This is a genomic window from Aliidiomarina taiwanensis, assembly GCF_003987015.1.
GTDB classification, from domain to species: Bacteria; Pseudomonadota; Gammaproteobacteria; order Enterobacterales; family Alteromonadaceae; genus Aliidiomarina; species Aliidiomarina taiwanensis.
In genome coordinates, this window is sequence record NZ_PIPQ01000001.1 from 527,098 (window position 1) to 543,010 (window position 15,913).

Here is a 15,913-nt window from a genome sequence, read left to right on the forward strand (position 1 = left end):
AGGAATGGTATGTTTTCTCGCATTTCGGGTACGGGTCATTATTTACCTTCCCAGCGTTTAACAAACGTAGAACTAGAACAACGTGTTGATACGTCGGATCAATGGATCCGTGAACGTACAGGCATACGTGAACGCCGTATAGCCGGCGCCCATGAAAATGTTGTCACCATGGCTGTTGCGGCCAGCCAACAAGCCTTAGCAGCGGCGCAACTGGCAGCCACAGATATTGATATGATTATTGTGGCAACCACCTCCGCAGAACATTCATTTCCAAGCGCTGCCTGCGAAGTGCAAGAGCAGCTAGGAGCTTCCCGTGCGGTTGCTTTTGATGTGTCAGCTGCTTGCGCCGGTTTTATGTTTGCACTGAGTGTGGCGGACCAATATATAAAGTCGGGCATGGCGCAGCATGTACTGGTGATAGGGAGTGACGTGCTGTCACGCTTATGCAAGCCAGACGACAGAAACACCTTGGTATTGTTCGGCGACGGTGCAGGGGCCCTTGTTGCGAGCGCAGCTGAAAAGCCCGGCATTGTTTCGACGCATATATATAGTGACGGCAAATACGCTTCATTACTGGGCGCAAAGCTGCCGAGTAGAAGCGAGTCTGTTGTGGCAAACGACGCCTGGATTTATATGAAAGGCAATGAAGTTTTTAAAGTTGCGGTACAAAAGCTGTCGGAGTTAGTGCAAGATACGCTGCAACATCATGGGCTGCCACCAGACGCGATTGATTGGCTGGTTCCGCATCAGGCGAATTACCGAATTATTCAAGCGACGGCAAAAAAGCTAAAAATGCCAATGGAACAAGTAATACTCACATTAGAGTACACGGGAAACACGTCAGCAGCTTCCGTGCCTATAGCGCTCGATGTAGGCATTCGTGATGGCCGCATACAGCGTGGCCACAAGCTTTTGCTAGAAGCGTTTGGTGGTGGTTTTGCTTGGGGCTCGGCCCTTATAGACTATTAATTTTTAAAGACACCTTTAAAGGCTAGAAAAGGATAAGGAAATGGCTAAATACGCATGTGTATTTCCAGGACAAGGCTCACAGAGTGTGGGCATGGTCGCAGATTTATATGCAGACTATCCGCAGGTTCGGGAAACCTTTCAAGAAGCCAGTGACGCGCTCGGTTACGATTTGTGGGATGTTATTGAGAACAACCCAGACGGCCGTCTAAACCAAACAGAGGTGACACAGCCTGCTATTTTAGCTGCTAGTGTGGCCATTTATCGGGTGTTGTCAGCACAGCCTGACTTTGTCGCACCAAGTGTCATGGCTGGGCACAGTTTAGGTGAATATTCTGCCTTAGTTTGTGCTGGTGCTATCGACTTTGTGGACGCAGTGCGGTTAGTGGCGCTGCGCGGCCAAGCCATGCAAGCCGCTGTGCCTGAAGGTACGGGTGCCATGGCTGCTATTATTGGCTTAGACGACGCAGCTGTTGCAGCAGCATGCGAAGAAAGCGCTCAAGGGGAAATTGTTGCCCCAGTGAATTATAATTCACCAGGTCAAGTGGTGATTGCCGGACATAAAGCCGCAGTAGAGCGCGCTGGCGAAGCTTGTAAAGCAGCAGGCGCAAAACGTGCCTTACCATTGCCTGTCAGTGTACCGTCGCATTGTGCTTTAATGCAGCCCGCCGCGGAAAAACTTGCTGAGGCGTTGCAAACAATGGAAGTGCGTGTACCAAGTATTCCAGTTATCCATAATGTCAGTGTTGCTTTAGCCGAGTCTGATGAGGCGATACAGAATGCACTCGTTGCCCAACTCTACTCGCCAGTGCGCTGGACAGAAACCGTGCAGCATATAGCAAGCCTTGGTATTACAGAATTGTATGAAGTAGGTCCGGGGAAGGTCCTTTCAGGTCTCACCAAGCGCATCGATAAATCTTTAGTAGGCCAGTCGTTAAATAGTGTAGCGAGTGTGCAAGCATTTCATCAGTAAGGGGTATATTATGAGTGATTTGTCAGGACAAATTGCAGTTGTAACAGGGGCCAGCCGTGGTATTGGGCGCGCGACAGCAGAAATACTCGCAGCTCAAGGCGCTACAGTGATTGGAACAGCCACCAGCGAACAGGGTGCCGAGGCTATTAGTGAGTATTTAGGTGCTGGCGGCAAAGGGTTACGCTTAAATGTAACGGAAGAAGGTGCTATTGACGCCTTTATTGCCCAGGTGCAAAAGGAATTTGGTGCGATAGACATTTTGGTCAACAACGCCGGTATTACCCGTGATAATTTGTTGATGCGCATGAAAGACGATGAATGGAATGATGTGATTGACACCAACCTAACGTCGGTTTTTAAACTATGTAAAGCTGTTATGCGTGGCATGATGAAAAAACGTAAGGGACGTATTGTTAATATTGGCTCTGTGGTTGGCACCACAGGTAACCCTGGCCAGGCAAACTACTGTGCAGCCAAAGCTGGTTTAATTGGCTTTACCAAGGCGCTTGCCAAGGAAATTGCTTCCCGTGGCGTAACAGTCAACGCGGTCGCTCCAGGTTTTATTGACACAGATATGACAAAAGCGCTAACGGAAGACCAAAAAGAGCAAATCTTTGCTACAATCCCTTCCGCACGTTTAGGTAAGCCTGAAGAAATTGCGGCAGCCGTTAGTTTCTTGGTTTCACCAGGCGCTGCCTATGTTACCGGCGAAACCATTCATGTGAATGGTGGAATGAATATGGCTTAAGTGAGGTCGTACCTCGACCTTTCTTGAGAAGTTTCTCTTTATTCGTGGGGCGAGTTTGTCTAAACTAGCCGCAAATTAATCCAAGATACCTTTGAGGGATCATAATGAGCACTATTGAAGAACGCGTTAAAAAAATCATCATCGAGCAACTAGGTGTTTCTGAAGACGAAGTAAAGCCTGAAGCGTCATTTGAAAATGACCTAGGTGCAGACTCTCTAGACACTGTTGAGCTAGTTATGGCGCTAGAAGAAGAATTCGAAACTGAAATTCCAGACGAAGAAGCTGAAAAAATTCGTACGGTTCAGGCTGCTATCGACTACGTGAACAACCATTCTGCAGACTAATGAATTAGTTGCTTGAATGAATAAGGGGCGGAATTTTATTCCGCCTTTTTTTTTGCCCGCTTTTTAATGGAAATGCAGCGCAGGCTAGGTAGAATAATACCAGTCAATTTTTCAAGAGGTTAATATGGCGAAGCGACGTGTTGTAGTAACAGGTTTAGGAATGGTGACGCCCAACGGGTTAAATGTGGCGTCAACGTGGCAGAGTATTTTAGCAGGGGAGTCGGGTGTCGGACCAATAGAGCATTTCGACACGGAAGGCTTCGGAACGCACTTTGCTGCTTTAGTCAAAGACTTTGAAGTAACCAACTACATGAGCCGTAAAGACGCACGCAAAATGGACACCTTTATTCAATACGGTGTCGTCGCAGCGCAAGAGGCTATTGCCGACAGCGGCTTAACCTTTGATGATAGTAACCGTCACCGTGTGGGCGTCATGATAAGCTCAGGAATTGGTGGGTTAGAAGGTATCGAGGAAAACCACAATAAACTGAATAACAGTGGCCCGCGTCGTGTGTCGCCGTTTTTTGTGCCTTCTTCCATTATTAATATGATCAGCGGTCAGGTGTCCATGATGCATGGTCTGACAGGGCCTAATATGGCCATTGTGACAGCCTGTACCAGTGGCGTGCACAACTTAGGTCAAGCGGCGCGTATTATCGCTTATGGCGATGCAGATGTGATGCTAGCAGGGGGTGCTGAAAAAGCGTCAACACCTCTTGGTATGGCTGGCTTTAGTGCTGCTCGTGCTTTGTCGACTCGGAACGACGCTCCACAACAAGCGAGCCGCCCGTGGGACAAAAACCGAGATGGCTTTGTGCTTGGCGATGGTGCTGGGGTGGTGGTACTCGAGTCGTACGAGCATGCGAAGCAGCGCGGCGCAACCATTTATGCTGAACTCACTGGCTTTGGCATGAGTGCCGACGCTTTCCATATGACGGCACCTCCTGAAAATGGTGCAGGGGCCGCTGCGGCCATGCGCAATGCCTTAGCCGATGCGGAGCTAACAGCCGACGTTGTCGACTACATTAATGCCCACGGAACCTCTACTCCGGCGGGTGATATCGCCGAAGTCAGGGCCGTGAAAGCGGTATTTGCGGACCATGCCAAAAAGCTAACGGTGAGTTCTACCAAGTCGATGACAGGGCATTTGTTGGGTGCAGCAGGTGCGATAGAGTCGATTTTCTCTGTACTGGCTATTCGTGATCAAGTGGTGCCGCCGACTATTAACCTTGAGCAACCAGACGAAGAATGTGATTTAGACTTTGTTCCGCATAAAGCTCGCCCTATGCGAGTAGACCATGTTTTATGTAACTCCTTTGGGTTTGGTGGTACCAATGGTAGTGTGCTTTTCTCAAAACTAGACGCCGAGGACTAAGCCCGCCGATGACAACGCAACAGGTGTATACCAGCTTAATCAATGGTACGGCCGGTGCCGACATTGCGGCCGCAGATCGCGGCTTGTTATACGGCGACGGTTTTTTTACCACGGTTCGCGTAGTTCAAGGGCAGCCAGATTTGTGGCCCTTGCATGTGGAGCGTTTGCAGACCTGCGCGCGGGCTGTATTTGGCTGGGCAGCGTTGCCTAAAAGCGTGCTCACACTGATTGAGCAAGAGCTGAGCACAGTGACAGAGGGGCACCAGGAATGTGGTGCCCGTATCACGCTTACACGGGGTGTAGGGGGCCGAGGTTATGCGCCTCCTGAGTCGAACGCAGACACTGTGACACGTATGGTGACAGCTTTTGCCTACCCGGCTGTGTATAGCGACTGGCAGCGTCACGGAGTGAAGACGGAGCTAGCCGCGTTTTATTTAGGTAGTCAGCACCCACGTTTAGCTGGGTTAAAAACCTTAAACCGGCTAGAACAAGTGATGCTCAAGCAAGAGCTGGCTCAACGGGACACTGACGAGCTTATCGTGCTAGATGCGTCTGGCGCAATCGCTGAAGCGACGGCAGGAAATGTGTTTTGGCGACAAGGCGACACCTGGTACACCCCAGAGCTTGCACAAACAGGCGTGCATGGTGTAGTCCGTCAGGCTTTACTGACTAAATATCCTCAGATTCAACGGGTGAATGCCCAGGTGAATGCATTACGAACAGCGGACGAAGCCTTTGTGTGCAACGCCCTGATGGGACAAGTGAGTATTCGCAGCTTGGATGGCAAGGCACTTCCTACAGTACGCAACTATAAAAACGAAGCGCCATTCACTTTGGCGGGATTGTCACCATGCTAAAATTTATTCGTTGGTTTGTTGCGGTGTCTTTGCTGCTAACGGTTATGCTGGCCGCTGCGGGTTATTACGGGCTTAGTCACTGGTATAAAGAAACGCAACTGCAGTTAAGCGACACAAGTTCCGAGCGCCTACTTGAAGTTCGACCTGGCACCCACGCTCGCCGGCTAACAAGTCAGCTGGCTACAGAAGGTTTCATAGCCTCACCTGAATTAGCCTATTGGGCGGTGCGGTTATTTCAAGGGGGCGAACATATACAAGCGGGCGTATACCAAGTTCGGCAAGGCGAAACTCTGGCGCAGTTTTGGCAAAAAATAGCCGAAGGCCAGCAACATTATTTTTCTATTACTTTTGCGGAAGGTTTAAACTTTAAAGAGTGGCGCCAACGTATTGCTGAACACCCTTGGCTACGTAAAGAGTGGGCCCACTTGTCGGCCACCGAAGTGATGGCGCAACTAGCTCCCGAGGCAGGTTATACGCTGCCAGAAGGCTTGCTATTTCCCGACACTTACCAATTTCATGCTTATACCAGCGACCGCCAGCTGTACCAGCAGGCCTATGCTCGTATGCAAGAGGTATTAATGGAATTATGGCCAACGCGGAGCGCACAGGTTCCTCTTGAAACTCCATACCAAGCGTTAATATTGGCCTCTCTTGTGGAGAAAGAAACGGGGGCTGCCCATGAACGAGGCTTGGTGGCTTCGGTGTTTGTGAACCGCTTGAATAAAGGTATGCGATTACAATCAGACCCAACCATAGTGTATGGCCTTGGTGAACGCTATCGTGGCGTTATTTATCGCTCGGATATTCAAGAAACAACCCCGTACAATACATACCGCATAAATGGGCTGCCACCTACACCTATAGCTATGCCAGGGCGCGAAGCTATTGCTGCAACTTTACAACCCGATGTGTCAGACTACTTTTACTTTGTGAGCCGAAACGATGGCACACATGTTTTTTCTAAGACCCTACGAGAGCATAATAGGGCCGTACAGCATTATCAGAGAAATAAATGAAAACACCGTTTATTGTTTTAGAAGGCCTTGAAGGCGCAGGTAAAAGCACGGTTTTGCAAGTGATAACCCAATGGCTTGAGCAACGCGGAATAGACTACCTGACAGTGCGGGAGCCTGGTGGTACACCATTGGCCGAGTCCTTGCGTGAGCTCATAAAAAAAGACTGGGACGAACGGGTCAGCCCTGAGGCGGAGCTTTTAGTGATGTATGCAGCCCGCGTGCAACTGGTGAATGAAGTGATTAAGCCAGCATTAGCGCAAGGCCGTTGGGTGATTGGCGACCGTCATGATCTTTCCTCTCAAGCCTACCAAGGTGGGGGCCGCCAATTAAGCAAGAATATGCTAGCCCAGCTAAGCGACATGACGCTGCAAGGCTTTAAGCCGGACTTAACCTTATATTTAGATATTGAGCCTGCGGTTGGTTTAGCCCGGGCCTCAGCACGTGGTGCCTTGGACAGAATTGAACGTGAGGCGCTCGGGTTTTTTGAACGCACGCGAGCTCGTTATCAAGAGCTTGCAGCCGCCGACCCAAGCATTAAAACCATTGACGCAGAACAAACGCCAGAGCAAGTGAAAGCGCACGTACTGGCCGTATTGGAGGCACAATGGCCAAGTTAGACTACCCATGGTTAGCCAGTCTTTGGAGACAATGGTTGCAGGCCAAACAGCAACAAGGCTTACCCCATGCACTGGGTATACCTTGGCAACCCCATGCTGGCAGTGAAGCCTTGCTGGAAGCCTTGGTGGCGTGGTTACTGTGCCAACAACCAGCTAGTAAGGCCTGCGGCCAGTGTAAAAGCTGTTTATTGCAGCAAGCAGGCAACCACCCTGACTTACTTTGGGTACAACCTGAAGAAGGAAAGAAAATAGGGGTTGACCGCATTCGAGACTTGCAAAATAAAGTGTGGCAACACGCTAGCCAGGGTGGGGCTACAGTGATTGTCATTGAAAAAGCTGAGCAAATGACAGAAGCAGCAGCAAATGCTTTGCTGAAAACCCTCGAAGAGCCACCAGCACATAACTATTTAATTATTTGTCCTGAGCGGTTTTCCCGTTTATTGCCCACGGTGCGTAGCCGATTAACGGTTTACCCACTGCCAAAGCCTTCTTTAACGGAAGTACAAGACTGGCTGCAACGGCATACCGAAACACGGATTGACAATGCCGACTTGTTAAGTGAAGCGCAGGTCCAGCCCGTGGCAGTATTAAAGCGTATTCAGAGTGGGCAAGAGCAACCTGAAGAAGACATCCTTGCGGTGTTTCAAGGCCAATTGTTGGAGCTGCCTGATAAAGCCCCAGAACAATTAGCCTGGCTTGATACCTTTCTGCTGAGCTTGGTGCGAGGCATGCGTGCGGCGCAGCGGCTTGAGTTGAACGAGCAGCCACCAGCTGACGCTTGGGGACAGTTTTTGGTGCAAGTACCTCAGGTCGCGAACTTGCTGCCCGTTTGGTATGATCGTGCTCTGGACATTAAGCGCCAGCTTCAGGGGAGTGGTGTGAATGGAAAGCACCTGATTCAGCAGTTATTAAGTACCATGTACATGAATAGTATTCAGGTTAAAGTGGAGTAAAAATGCAGTTTGTCGACTCGCATTGTCATTTAGACAGAATGAAGGCCGTTGCAACAGACGGTATAGACGCAGTCATTGAGCGTGCTACCAAAGCACAGGTTGAACACATGCTATGCGTGAATGTGACCTTGTCAGAGTACCCTAAAATGCGTGAACTGGTAGGAAATAGAGACAACGTCAGCTTTTCTTGTGGGGTTCACCCCTTGTATATGAAACAAGAAAAATATTGTCCGATCCAACTGCGCCAATTGGTTACCGACGAAAAAGTGGTGGCTGTAGGTGAAACAGGGCTCGACTATTACTACGACAAGGAATTTCATAAAGCGCAGCAGGAAAGTTTTGCTAGCCACATCGAAATTGCCTGTGAAGTGAATAAACCTCTTATTATACATACGCGCGATGCTCGAGAAGACACCATAGCGATGTTAAGGGAGGGGCGAGCAGAGCGTTGCCGAGGGGTATTGCACTGCTTTACTGAAACCTTGGAAATGGCCGAACAAGCCTTGGCCATGGACTTTTATATTTCTATTTCAGGAATTGTGACCTTTGCCAGCGCCGACGAACTGCGTGAAGTGGTAAAACAGCTTCCGTTAGAGCGTATTTTAATTGAAACGGACTCACCGTGGCTGGCTCCCGTTCCACACCGAGGGAAAGAAAACGAGCCTGCCTATGTGAGTGAGGTGGCCCGTTGCGTGGCTGCGTTACAGAAACGTTCCGTAGAAGAGGTTGCAGCGCAAACGAAACAAAACTTCTACGACTTATTTACGCTGGCAGCCTCGCATACTGCTTAGACGCTTTAAGTTAATTCGCCACGCAAATTGGCTTTTAACTTCTCGCACAAGGCGTCACCAGTGAGCCCCTTACTAAGCAAATAGTGCAGCTTGGTAAGGGCGGCTTCAATGGTCATATCCCCACCACTTATGACACCTAAGTCGGCTAATGCGTTACCTGTTGCATACCCGGCCATATTAACTTTGCCGCTAAAGCACTGCGTACAGTTCAATACAGGAATGCCAGCTTTGACAGCACGTCCTATGGCTGCGGGTAGAGCACCCGTATGGGGGGCGTTGCCGACACCGAAACTTTGAATAATCAAAGCTTTAACCGGTTGTGCTACTAAGCTGTCGATAATATTTGCACTCATGCCAGGATACAGGGTGACCACCCCAATATCTTGCGCTGTTACTGGGTGCACAACTAATGGCGCTTCGGAAACAGGGCTTACCTTGCCTTCAATTAAGTCAATATCAATTCCGGCTTGTAATAAGGGAGGGAAGTTAGGTGATGCAAATGCATTAAAGCCATCTGCGTCGGCTTTGGTGGACCGGTTGCCGCGAAATAGCTGGTTATTAAAGAATAAGCTCACCTCATGAATAGGGTAGTGAGCCGCTAAATACAGTGCATTCAGGAGGTTGGTTTGACCGTCAGAACGCAGCGCAGCAAGAGGTATTTGCGAGCCAGTCACAATAACGGGCTTGCCTAAGTTTTCAAACATGAACGACAAAGCCGAGGCTGTGTAGGCCATGGTGTCGGTGCCATGCAAAATAACAAAGCCGTCATAATCATCGTACTTGTCTGCTATATCGGCGGCTATTTTCTGCCAGTCCGACGGGTTCATGTCGGAGCTGTCCATTAACGGACTGTATTCGCACAAGTCGAAGGTCGGCATTTCTTCCCGGTAAAATTCTGGCATACCTTGAATAGACTGGCCTAAAAAGCCAGGTGCTGGGACATACCCATGGTCCGACTTTTTCATGCCAATGGTGCCGCCGGTGTAAGCAATATAAATACGTTTACGAGACGTGTTCACTTAAAATACCTCAATACATTCGGTACAGCGGCTGTATAAACCGCGTGGATCATTAAAATTATTCAGGGTGGCCAGTTGTTTTAACTGCTTCCGTAGTATCTGTTGAGTCAAACTATTGGGTATACGTGTAGTGGGCGAAGGCGCAGCGCTCAGCACATTCAGCGAAACCAGCTGCTTTGTGATGGAGGCCTGTGCTTGCAAAAGCTGCTCGAGGATGTAATCCAGGCTGCCTTTTTCAACCGTTGGCATATCCACCCAGTAGTGGTCTATTTCGTATTCGGTGGCCAGGTCGGTGAGTGCATCGGATAAATGACCGAGAGCGTCCACAAGCTGCCGTTGCTTTGCCTGACGGCCCGTCCAAACACGGCCTTCGGCAATGTTGGCAACGCCTTGAATGGGAATGCCGCGCTCTGTGGCTACTAACCGGGTAAAGTTGCGATAGGTTCTGTCTACGTCATGTTGCATCATCAGCGCTGCGGTTGCAGGCAGGTTCTTGCCTGCATCGAGTAATGGCATATCCGTTGTCGACACGCCGTCGTAATGAATTCCCAGCTGCTTGAAACTATCTTCCAAGCTAATGAACATGCCAAATACCCCAATGGAGCCTGTAATGGTGGAGGGGGCTGCATAAATTTTGTCTGCGCCTAAAGCCACCCAGTACCCGCCAGAAGCTGCCGTAGCGCTTAAAGAAGCATAAATAGGTTTATTGGCCTCGGCAAAGAGCGCCATTTCCTGGCGTATTACTTCCGAGGCGAAGGCACTGCCACCCGGGCTATCGATACGCAGTACCACGCCTTTTACGTGCTCGTCTAAACGGGCCTCCCGTAGCTTGGCGATCAGGGTGTCGCTGCCGGTAGCGCCTGGGTAACTGGAGCCATGAATAATACTGCCGGAAACCAGAATAACTTGAATGCGCGCTTGTTCTTGAGGCACCTGGACAGGGTCGAAGGCTTCTAAGTACGAGCGGTATGAAACACGTGGGTAATCCTGATGGTCGGCTTGGCTGCCACTCGCTTGAGCCAGTACTTCACGCATTTCTTGGTGGCTGGCCAAGCGGTCTACGAACCCTACTTGCAACGCCATTTGGGCCGGATGAAAGTCGGCCGCTTCTAAGGCGTATAAATAGTCTGTGATGCGCCCTGAAAGGGCGTCTGGTTGCAATACACGCTGGTTCGCAATATCCGTTAGATACTGTTGCCATAGGTCGTTTAGCCAGAGGCTGCTTTGGGTGCGAGCAGCTTCCGACATGGTGTCGCGGCTATAGGGTTCGGTAGCTGTTTTATAGTCGCCGGCTTTAAAAATGTAGGTGTTCACATTGAGCTTTTCGAAAAAGCTGGCGAAGTAATTTTGGTAGGCATGAAAGCCTTGTAGGTCAATAACCCCTTCAGGGTGCAACAAAATCTGGCTGGCATGGGCAGCTACATAATATTGGCTTTGGTTAAAGTAGTCGCCTGTGGCGATAACGGGTTTCCCTGTTTGCTCACGAAACGCACTTAACCGTTGGCCAAGCAATTGCAGGTGATTTAAGCCACCCCCTTGGAAGTAGTCTAATTGAAGGTGAATGCCCGAAATTCTGTGGTCTACTTCAGCGCGGTCTATGGCAGCTAATACGTCGTATATACTGGTTTCCAAAGTGTCGTCGTCGAGACTGAACATGTCGTTTGTAAGCTGTTCAGTCGGGCTTTTGTAGTTAGGTAAGTCAACGAGCACGCCTTCTATGTCAAGCACCAGTAGGGTGTTGTCGTCAATCACCACGCGGTCGTCCTTGAACACGAAAAAGAGCAGAGCAAAAAACAACACAGTGAAAAACACCAAGTTAGTGAGAAAACGGCGAACGCCGTTGAAAAACCGCCCAAGCGAGTGTAGTAAGCGCATTAGTAGCTTCATGTTTTTTATCCGTTAAAAACAAAGCCGTATTGTAACCGAATACAAGAGCGCTTTGTAAGGTTATAGGGTAAGTGGTACTCTTTGCCCATTCATTTCTTTGTTGATTATGATGTAGGAACATTTATGCATGCACGTCATTTGTTATTGAATCGTTCGTCAATGCCTCGACTAGTGGAGCCAGCGCCGACACCTGCTGATTTAGAATTGTTTGAAGCAGCGGCTTTGCGGGTCCCAGATCATATGAGCTTAACACCATACCAAGTAATCGTATTTCGCGGCGAGCATTTAGTGGAGCTTGGAGACTTATTCCGAGCCACAGCAGAGCATGAAGAGTTAGGCGAGAATGCCATAGAGCGCGCGGCCAGCTTACCTTTGCGTGCCCCCATGATTTTGATGGTGTCGACTCGTTATCAAGAACATAAGTCGGTGCCTCGTGACGAACAACTCGCCAGTGCTGCCTGTGCCGCCCATGCGATAGTGCAAATGGCGTTTACCCAAGGTTACGGGGCGGTGTGGCGTACGGGGCCTTATGCGGAATCCCAGTTCTTAAAAGAGCAGCTAGGTATAGCGGAAGAAGACATCCTTGGCTTTATTTATGTGGGCACACCTGCGGTGCCAACGCCTATTAAGCCAGCCAAAGACAAGAAGATTTTCTTCGACTACAGCAGCAACTAATGCTGCTCATCGGCGCCCCGTAACAGTTCGAGTGACGTTTTACGAAGTACAGGAACTGCCAGGGCGCCGCCAATCGCCCCGCCAAAGTGGCACCAGTGCGCCACGGCAGCACCATCTAGCCAAGCAAGCTGGCTCCCTGCTGTGACAAAGTCATAGCTTAGCTTTAACACCAACAAGGCCAATAAAATAGTGCCTTTGGTCCGCTCAGTTTGCACTATACGCAAGGCAGCATAGGCATACACTCCATGCAGCACACCGCTTAGCCCAACAAAGTTTGATTCCCCCCCTAAATACACAGAAACCAAGGTGCCGCCTAAAGCACTTAATAACATCACGTTAAACAATAAGCGGTTGGTAAACTGGGTGTGAAAGACAGCAGCCAAGAGAAACAGGCCCAAGCCGTTGTAAATAGCATGTGCAAGGTGGATATGCACCAAGTGGGTCCCGAAAAGACGCCAAATCTGCGACCAAAGTTCGCCTTCTATTAACACTAAAGCGTCTTGTGCTGCAGGGGAATACGCCACCAATAGCAACACACAAAGAACAAGCAGGGGCGTAATGACAGGGTATTTAAACACACGATCCATGATTAATTTTACCTTTCGTTTGTAGCTTCAGTGGTAGTGGATATTATGGTAGGCTTAATGCCACGACTCGTATTCTAGAAGTGTACTTGAAATGAAAAAATTATCACGCTTGCTGTGGCTCGCAGCGCCACTATTTTTAGCTGCATGCCAGCCAACCCCCACGGGTGCGCCGACGGCTTTCGACCCAGAAGGGCATACGGGCCGCATTGCCCAAGAAGCCGTTGTGTTAAACGACTACATGGTGGTTGCTGCTAATCCCTACGCGGCGGAGGCAGGGGCGGATATTTTACGTCAAGGAGGGCATGCCATTGACGCGGCTGTTGCAGTGCAAGCTATGCTAACGCTGGTGGAGCCACAGTCATCAGGTATTGGTGGTGGGGCTTTTATTTTGTATTGGGATGCCAAGACCAAGCAGCTATACACCCTTGATGCGCGAGAAACTGCACCGGCAGAAGCAGACGAAAACTTATTCCTCAACACACAAGGGCAGCCTGTGCGTTGGATAGACGCTGTTGTCGGGGGCCGCTCAGTGGGTACCCCAGGTATTGTCAAGGGACTGGAGGAAGCGCATCAACGCTTTGGTCGCTTGCCTTGGGCACACTTATTTGAGTCAGCCATTGAACGTGCCGAAGAAGGTTTTGTGGTCTCTGACCGGTTGGCACAACTGGTCGCCATGGGCATTAATCCGGGGCTTGCACAACTAGAGCCTGCGAAAAGTTATTTTTTTCCAAATGGGCAACCGCTGGCAGCGGGCACCTTAAAGAAGAATCCAGCTTTAGCTGAGAGCCTACGTACCATTGCCAATGAAGGAGCAGACGGGTTCTATCAAGGGCCTTTAGCGGAAGCGATGGTGCAAGCTGTTCGACACTCTGCCATAGCACCCGGCCGTCTAAATATACAGGATTTGGCAAATTACCATGTCGTGTGGCGCGAGCCTGTTTGTGGCGCGTACCGTGAGCTTGATGTGTGCAGCATGGGGCCGCCAAGCTCGGGAGGCACCACTATTGTGCAAATGCTCAAGTTGCTAGAAGGCTTTGAACTGGGTGAGCACGTGAATACAGAAGCGCTGCATTATTTTACTCAGGCCTCCCGCTTAGCCTTTGCTGATCGCAACACCTATAGCGCCGACCCGGACTTTATTGAAGTGCCGGTGCAAGCCATGCTGGCCGATGATTATATTGAAATGCGTCGTTCCCTTATTTCCGAGCGCGACATGGGAACTGCGCAAGCGGGTGATTTAGCCGGTGGTCAATGGGTGATGGCCGCTAGCCTGGAACAACCGAACACCAGCCACTTTAGTATTGTGGACCAAGAAGGAAACGCAGTGTCCATTACCACCACCATTGAAATGGGCTTTGGCTCGACGGTGATGGCCGGTGGCTTTTTACTGAATAACCAGCTGACAGACTTTTCATTAAACCCGCGCAATGCCGAAGGGTTGGTCGCAAATCGGGTAGAGCCAGGAAAGCGTCCCCGTAGTTCAATGAGCCCTGTGATTGTGTTTGATGAACATGGTCAACCCTTGCATGTGCTTGGCTCACCGGGTGGTCCCCGTATTATTAACTATGTAGCACAAACTATTTTAGGTCTTGTCGACTGGAACATGGACATGCAAGAAGCGATTGATATGCCAAGAATGACAAATATGAATGGCAGCACAGCTGTGGAGGCTGAACTCGCTCCGTTGAACTGGGTTGAAGACCTAACGAAGCGTGGCCACACGGTTGAAGTGCGGGCGTTGAACAGCGGTTTGCATGGTATTACGCGTTTACCAGATGGTCGTTTACTCGGTGGTGCTGACCCACGTCGAGAAGGACATGTGGCAGGGCAATGAAAAACCTTATATTAATCATTTGTGTAACATTGCCCTTCCTTACTGGTTGTCAGGAAGAGCCTCATATAGAAACGCCTAGTGAGGTGGTTGTTAAGCACTTTGATGCACTATATAACCAAGACAATTTCGATGCAGCGATGGCTTATGCTAGCCAGCGGCATCAAAAGTTGATGCAGTCGTATGGCACCACGCGCTCTGTGGGGCGTTACTTATACAATATGAGCTACGATAAAATAGAAGTTAGTGTTCAAGCTCCTCTGCATCCGCCGAAGCGCAGTGACACTGAGAGTTTACGCTTAAATTTGGCGGTTACCGGTTATAAAGGTGACAAGCATTACGAGAATTTTCGTATTGCAGTGATGACGGTAGAAGAGGGACGCTGGAAGCTTGAACGCTTACTCAGCGGCCCCTATAATTAGGCTTTTAGCCGCTCTTGATAGGGCGGCCAACCTAATGGTTTCCCCGCCAATAAGTGAACATGAATGTGGTACACGGTTTGGCCACCATATTCATTGCAGTTCATGACGGTACGGTAACCTTGTTCTGCAAACCCTTGCTCACGTGCAATTTCACCAGCTACCCAATAAAGGTGCCCCACCAATTCACGTTGCTCTTTGCTGATATCGTTCGTAGTGGCAATTGCTTGCTTCGGAATGATCAGTAGGTGAACAGGCGCTTGTGGGTTAATGTCTTTAAATGCAAGCGCAAGGTCGTCTTCATACACAATGTCTGCAGGAATTTCCTTGCGAATTATTTTGTCAAAAATAGTTTCTTCGGCCATGTAGCCTCCTTTTACACGTTTCAACCTATGGTAGGCAGAATAGCAAAAGGGCTCAAGTGATAACACTGAGCCCTTTGGATATTCAATCAAATAGAAGGTGAAACTTTAGCTCATCATACGTTGGGTGTCGTATTGCTGGCGCTCACGCTTACGGAAATAGCTTTCAATATGCGGGTTGGTAACGTCTAGCGTCTGCTGCTCAGCGGTTAAACTGTGTTCAGCGACATAGGTTTGTATATCCGAGTTATGGACCAGAATGTGGTACCAAGGCTGTTCTTTAGCAGGACGAGTTTGCGCCATGCGTTCGTACCAGTCATTCGACAAAGAAAATACCGGGTCGGCGTCTATAATGATGCCACGATATCCATATAACCCGTGGGTCACCACCTGACCTATTGAAAATTTAGCTCGCACCATACTGTGCTCCTTCTATACGTATTCATCCTGCGCGATACATACTTATCGGCACCAATGGCACGAGCTTTACCCG

18 protein-coding genes are annotated in these 15,913 nt (G+C 49.6%); 13 read left to right on the plus strand and 5 right to left on the minus strand.

What is annotated here, in order from left to right; translation table 11 throughout:
* Positions 1-9: 9 nt before the first annotated feature.
* The 10 genes from CWE15_RS02405 (at position 10) to CWE15_RS02450 (ending at position 8,640) form a co-directional block, all read left to right on the plus strand.
* Positions 10-969 carry a beta-ketoacyl-ACP synthase III gene (locus CWE15_RS02405; RefSeq protein ID WP_126756447.1) on the plus strand — a complete coding sequence of 320 codons (960 nt, stop codon included), beginning with the start codon at positions 10-12 and terminating at the stop codon, positions 967-969.
* Between the two features lie 40 nt (positions 970-1,009).
* Positions 1,010-1,939 carry an ACP S-malonyltransferase gene (fabD, locus tag CWE15_RS02410; protein ID WP_126756448.1) on the plus strand — a complete coding sequence of 310 codons (930 nt, stop codon included), beginning with the start codon at positions 1,010-1,012 and terminating at the stop codon, positions 1,937-1,939.
* A 10-nt stretch (positions 1,940-1,949) separates the two neighbouring features.
* A complete protein-coding gene (fabG, locus tag CWE15_RS02415; RefSeq protein WP_126756449.1) occupies positions 1,950-2,687 on the plus strand; it encodes a 3-oxoacyl-ACP reductase FabG in 738 nt (245 codons plus the stop codon).
* A gap of 104 nt (positions 2,688-2,791) precedes the next feature.
* Positions 2,792-3,031, plus strand: a complete 240-nt coding sequence (gene acpP / locus CWE15_RS02420) for an acyl carrier protein (RefSeq protein WP_126756450.1) — start codon at positions 2,792-2,794, stop codon at positions 3,029-3,031.
* Between the two features lie 124 nt (positions 3,032-3,155).
* Positions 3,156-4,406, plus strand: a complete 1,251-nt coding sequence (gene fabF / locus CWE15_RS02425) for a beta-ketoacyl-ACP synthase II (RefSeq protein WP_126756451.1) — start codon at positions 3,156-3,158, stop codon at positions 4,404-4,406.
* An 8-nt stretch (positions 4,407-4,414) separates the two neighbouring features.
* Positions 4,415-5,263, plus strand: a complete 849-nt coding sequence (pabC, locus tag CWE15_RS02430) for an aminodeoxychorismate lyase (protein ID WP_126756452.1) — start codon at positions 4,415-4,417, stop codon at positions 5,261-5,263.
* Positions 5,257-6,279, plus strand: a complete 1,023-nt coding sequence (mltG, locus tag CWE15_RS02435; protein ID WP_126756453.1) for an endolytic transglycosylase MltG — start codon at positions 5,257-5,259, stop codon at positions 6,277-6,279. Before pabC ends, mltG begins: the two co-directional genes overlap by 7 nt.
* Positions 6,276-6,896, plus strand: coding sequence for a dTMP kinase (gene tmk, locus CWE15_RS02440; protein ID WP_126756454.1), 621 nt, complete (start codon positions 6,276-6,278; stop codon positions 6,894-6,896). Before mltG ends, tmk begins: the two co-directional genes overlap by 4 nt.
* Positions 6,884-7,849, plus strand: a complete 966-nt coding sequence (locus CWE15_RS02445) for a hypothetical protein (RefSeq protein WP_126756455.1) — start codon at positions 6,884-6,886, stop codon at positions 7,847-7,849. The genes tmk and CWE15_RS02445 overlap by 13 nt, the downstream gene beginning before the upstream one ends.
* Positions 7,850-7,851: 2 nt before the next feature.
* Positions 7,852-8,640, plus strand: coding sequence for a TatD family hydrolase (locus CWE15_RS02450; RefSeq protein WP_126756456.1), 789 nt, complete (start codon positions 7,852-7,854; stop codon positions 8,638-8,640).
* Between the two features lie 5 nt (positions 8,641-8,645).
* Here CWE15_RS02450 and ansA read toward each other — a convergent pair whose 3' ends face one another.
* Entirely contained in the window at positions 8,646-9,659 is a 1,014-nt protein-coding gene (gene ansA / locus CWE15_RS02455) for an asparaginase (RefSeq protein WP_126756457.1), read from the minus strand.
* A complete protein-coding gene (sppA, locus tag CWE15_RS02460) occupies positions 9,660-11,546 on the minus strand; it encodes a signal peptide peptidase SppA (protein WP_126756458.1) in 1,887 nt (628 codons plus the stop codon).
* A gap of 123 nt (positions 11,547-11,669) precedes the next feature.
* Between sppA and CWE15_RS02465 the strand changes: the two genes are divergently transcribed.
* On the plus strand, positions 11,670-12,221 hold the full coding sequence (locus tag CWE15_RS02465) for a nitroreductase family protein (protein WP_126756459.1): 552 nt from the start codon (positions 11,670-11,672) through the stop codon (positions 12,219-12,221).
* On the opposite strand, the gene rrtA is transcribed toward CWE15_RS02465, so the two are convergent.
* Positions 12,218-12,808: a rhombosortase gene (gene rrtA / locus CWE15_RS02470; protein ID WP_126756460.1), complete on the minus strand. Its 591-nt coding sequence runs from the start codon at positions 12,806-12,808 to the stop codon at positions 12,218-12,220. The genes CWE15_RS02465 and rrtA overlap by 4 nt on opposite strands.
* Positions 12,809-12,899: 91 nt before the next feature.
* Between rrtA and ggt the strand changes: the two genes are divergently transcribed.
* The gene (gene ggt / locus CWE15_RS02475) at positions 12,900-14,642 is read left to right on the plus strand and encodes a gamma-glutamyltransferase (protein WP_126756461.1); all 1,743 of its coding nucleotides are present in this window, start codon (positions 12,900-12,902) and stop codon (positions 14,640-14,642) included.
* Complete coding sequence (locus CWE15_RS02480; protein ID WP_126756462.1) at positions 14,639-15,061, plus strand: hypothetical protein; 423 nt, start codon at positions 14,639-14,641, stop codon at positions 15,059-15,061. Before ggt ends, CWE15_RS02480 begins: the two co-directional genes overlap by 4 nt.
* Here the strand turns inward: CWE15_RS02480 and CWE15_RS02485 are convergent.
* Both CWE15_RS02485 and hspQ read right to left on the minus strand, forming a co-directional pair.
* The gene (locus CWE15_RS02485) at positions 15,058-15,423 is read right to left on the minus strand and encodes a histidine triad nucleotide-binding protein (protein WP_126756463.1); all 366 of its coding nucleotides are present in this window, start codon (positions 15,421-15,423) and stop codon (positions 15,058-15,060) included. The genes CWE15_RS02480 and CWE15_RS02485 overlap by 4 nt on opposite strands.
* 105 nt (positions 15,424-15,528) lie before the next feature.
* On the minus strand, positions 15,529-15,840 hold the full coding sequence (hspQ, locus tag CWE15_RS02490) for a heat shock protein HspQ (protein ID WP_126756464.1): 312 nt from the start codon (positions 15,838-15,840) through the stop codon (positions 15,529-15,531).
* Between the last annotated feature and the right edge of the window lie 73 nt (positions 15,841-15,913).

Bases quoted from the DNA above. Each gene is read 5' to 3' on its own strand.
- mltG (WP_126756453.1), top strand. From the start codon at position 5,257: ATGCTAAAATTTATTCGTTGGTTTGTTGCGGTGTCTTTGCTGCTAACG.
- tmk (WP_126756454.1), top strand. From the start codon at position 6,276: ATGAAAACACCGTTTATTGTTTTAGAAGGCCTTGAAGGCGCAGGTAAA.
- CWE15_RS02480 (WP_126756462.1), top strand. From the start codon at position 14,639: ATGAAAAACCTTATATTAATCATTTGTGTAACATTGCCCTTCCTTACT.
- fabF (WP_126756451.1), top strand. From the start codon at position 3,156: ATGGCGAAGCGACGTGTTGTAGTAACAGGTTTAGGAATGGTGACGCCC.
- acpP (WP_126756450.1), top strand. From the start codon at position 2,792: ATGAGCACTATTGAAGAACGCGTTAAAAAAATCATCATCGAGCAACTA.
- hspQ (WP_126756464.1), bottom strand. From the start codon at position 15,840: ATGGTGCGAGCTAAATTTTCAATAGGTCAGGTGGTGACCCACGGGTTA.
- fabG (WP_126756449.1), top strand. From the start codon at position 1,950: ATGAGTGATTTGTCAGGACAAATTGCAGTTGTAACAGGGGCCAGCCGT.
- pabC (WP_126756452.1), top strand. From the start codon at position 4,415: ATGACAACGCAACAGGTGTATACCAGCTTAATCAATGGTACGGCCGGT.
- sppA (WP_126756458.1), bottom strand. From the start codon at position 11,546: ATGAAGCTACTAATGCGCTTACTACACTCGCTTGGGCGGTTTTTCAAC.
- CWE15_RS02465 (WP_126756459.1), top strand. From the start codon at position 11,670: ATGCATGCACGTCATTTGTTATTGAATCGTTCGTCAATGCCTCGACTA.
- CWE15_RS02445 (WP_126756455.1), top strand. From the start codon at position 6,884: ATGGCCAAGTTAGACTACCCATGGTTAGCCAGTCTTTGGAGACAATGG.
- ggt (WP_126756461.1), top strand. From the start codon at position 12,900: ATGAAAAAATTATCACGCTTGCTGTGGCTCGCAGCGCCACTATTTTTA.
- CWE15_RS02405 (WP_126756447.1), top strand. From the start codon at position 10: ATGTTTTCTCGCATTTCGGGTACGGGTCATTATTTACCTTCCCAGCGT.
- CWE15_RS02450 (WP_126756456.1), top strand. From the start codon at position 7,852: ATGCAGTTTGTCGACTCGCATTGTCATTTAGACAGAATGAAGGCCGTT.
- rrtA (WP_126756460.1), bottom strand. From the start codon at position 12,808: ATGGATCGTGTGTTTAAATACCCTGTCATTACGCCCCTGCTTGTTCTT.
- fabD (WP_126756448.1), top strand. From the start codon at position 1,010: ATGGCTAAATACGCATGTGTATTTCCAGGACAAGGCTCACAGAGTGTG.
- CWE15_RS02485 (WP_126756463.1), bottom strand. From the start codon at position 15,423: ATGGCCGAAGAAACTATTTTTGACAAAATAATTCGCAAGGAAATTCCT.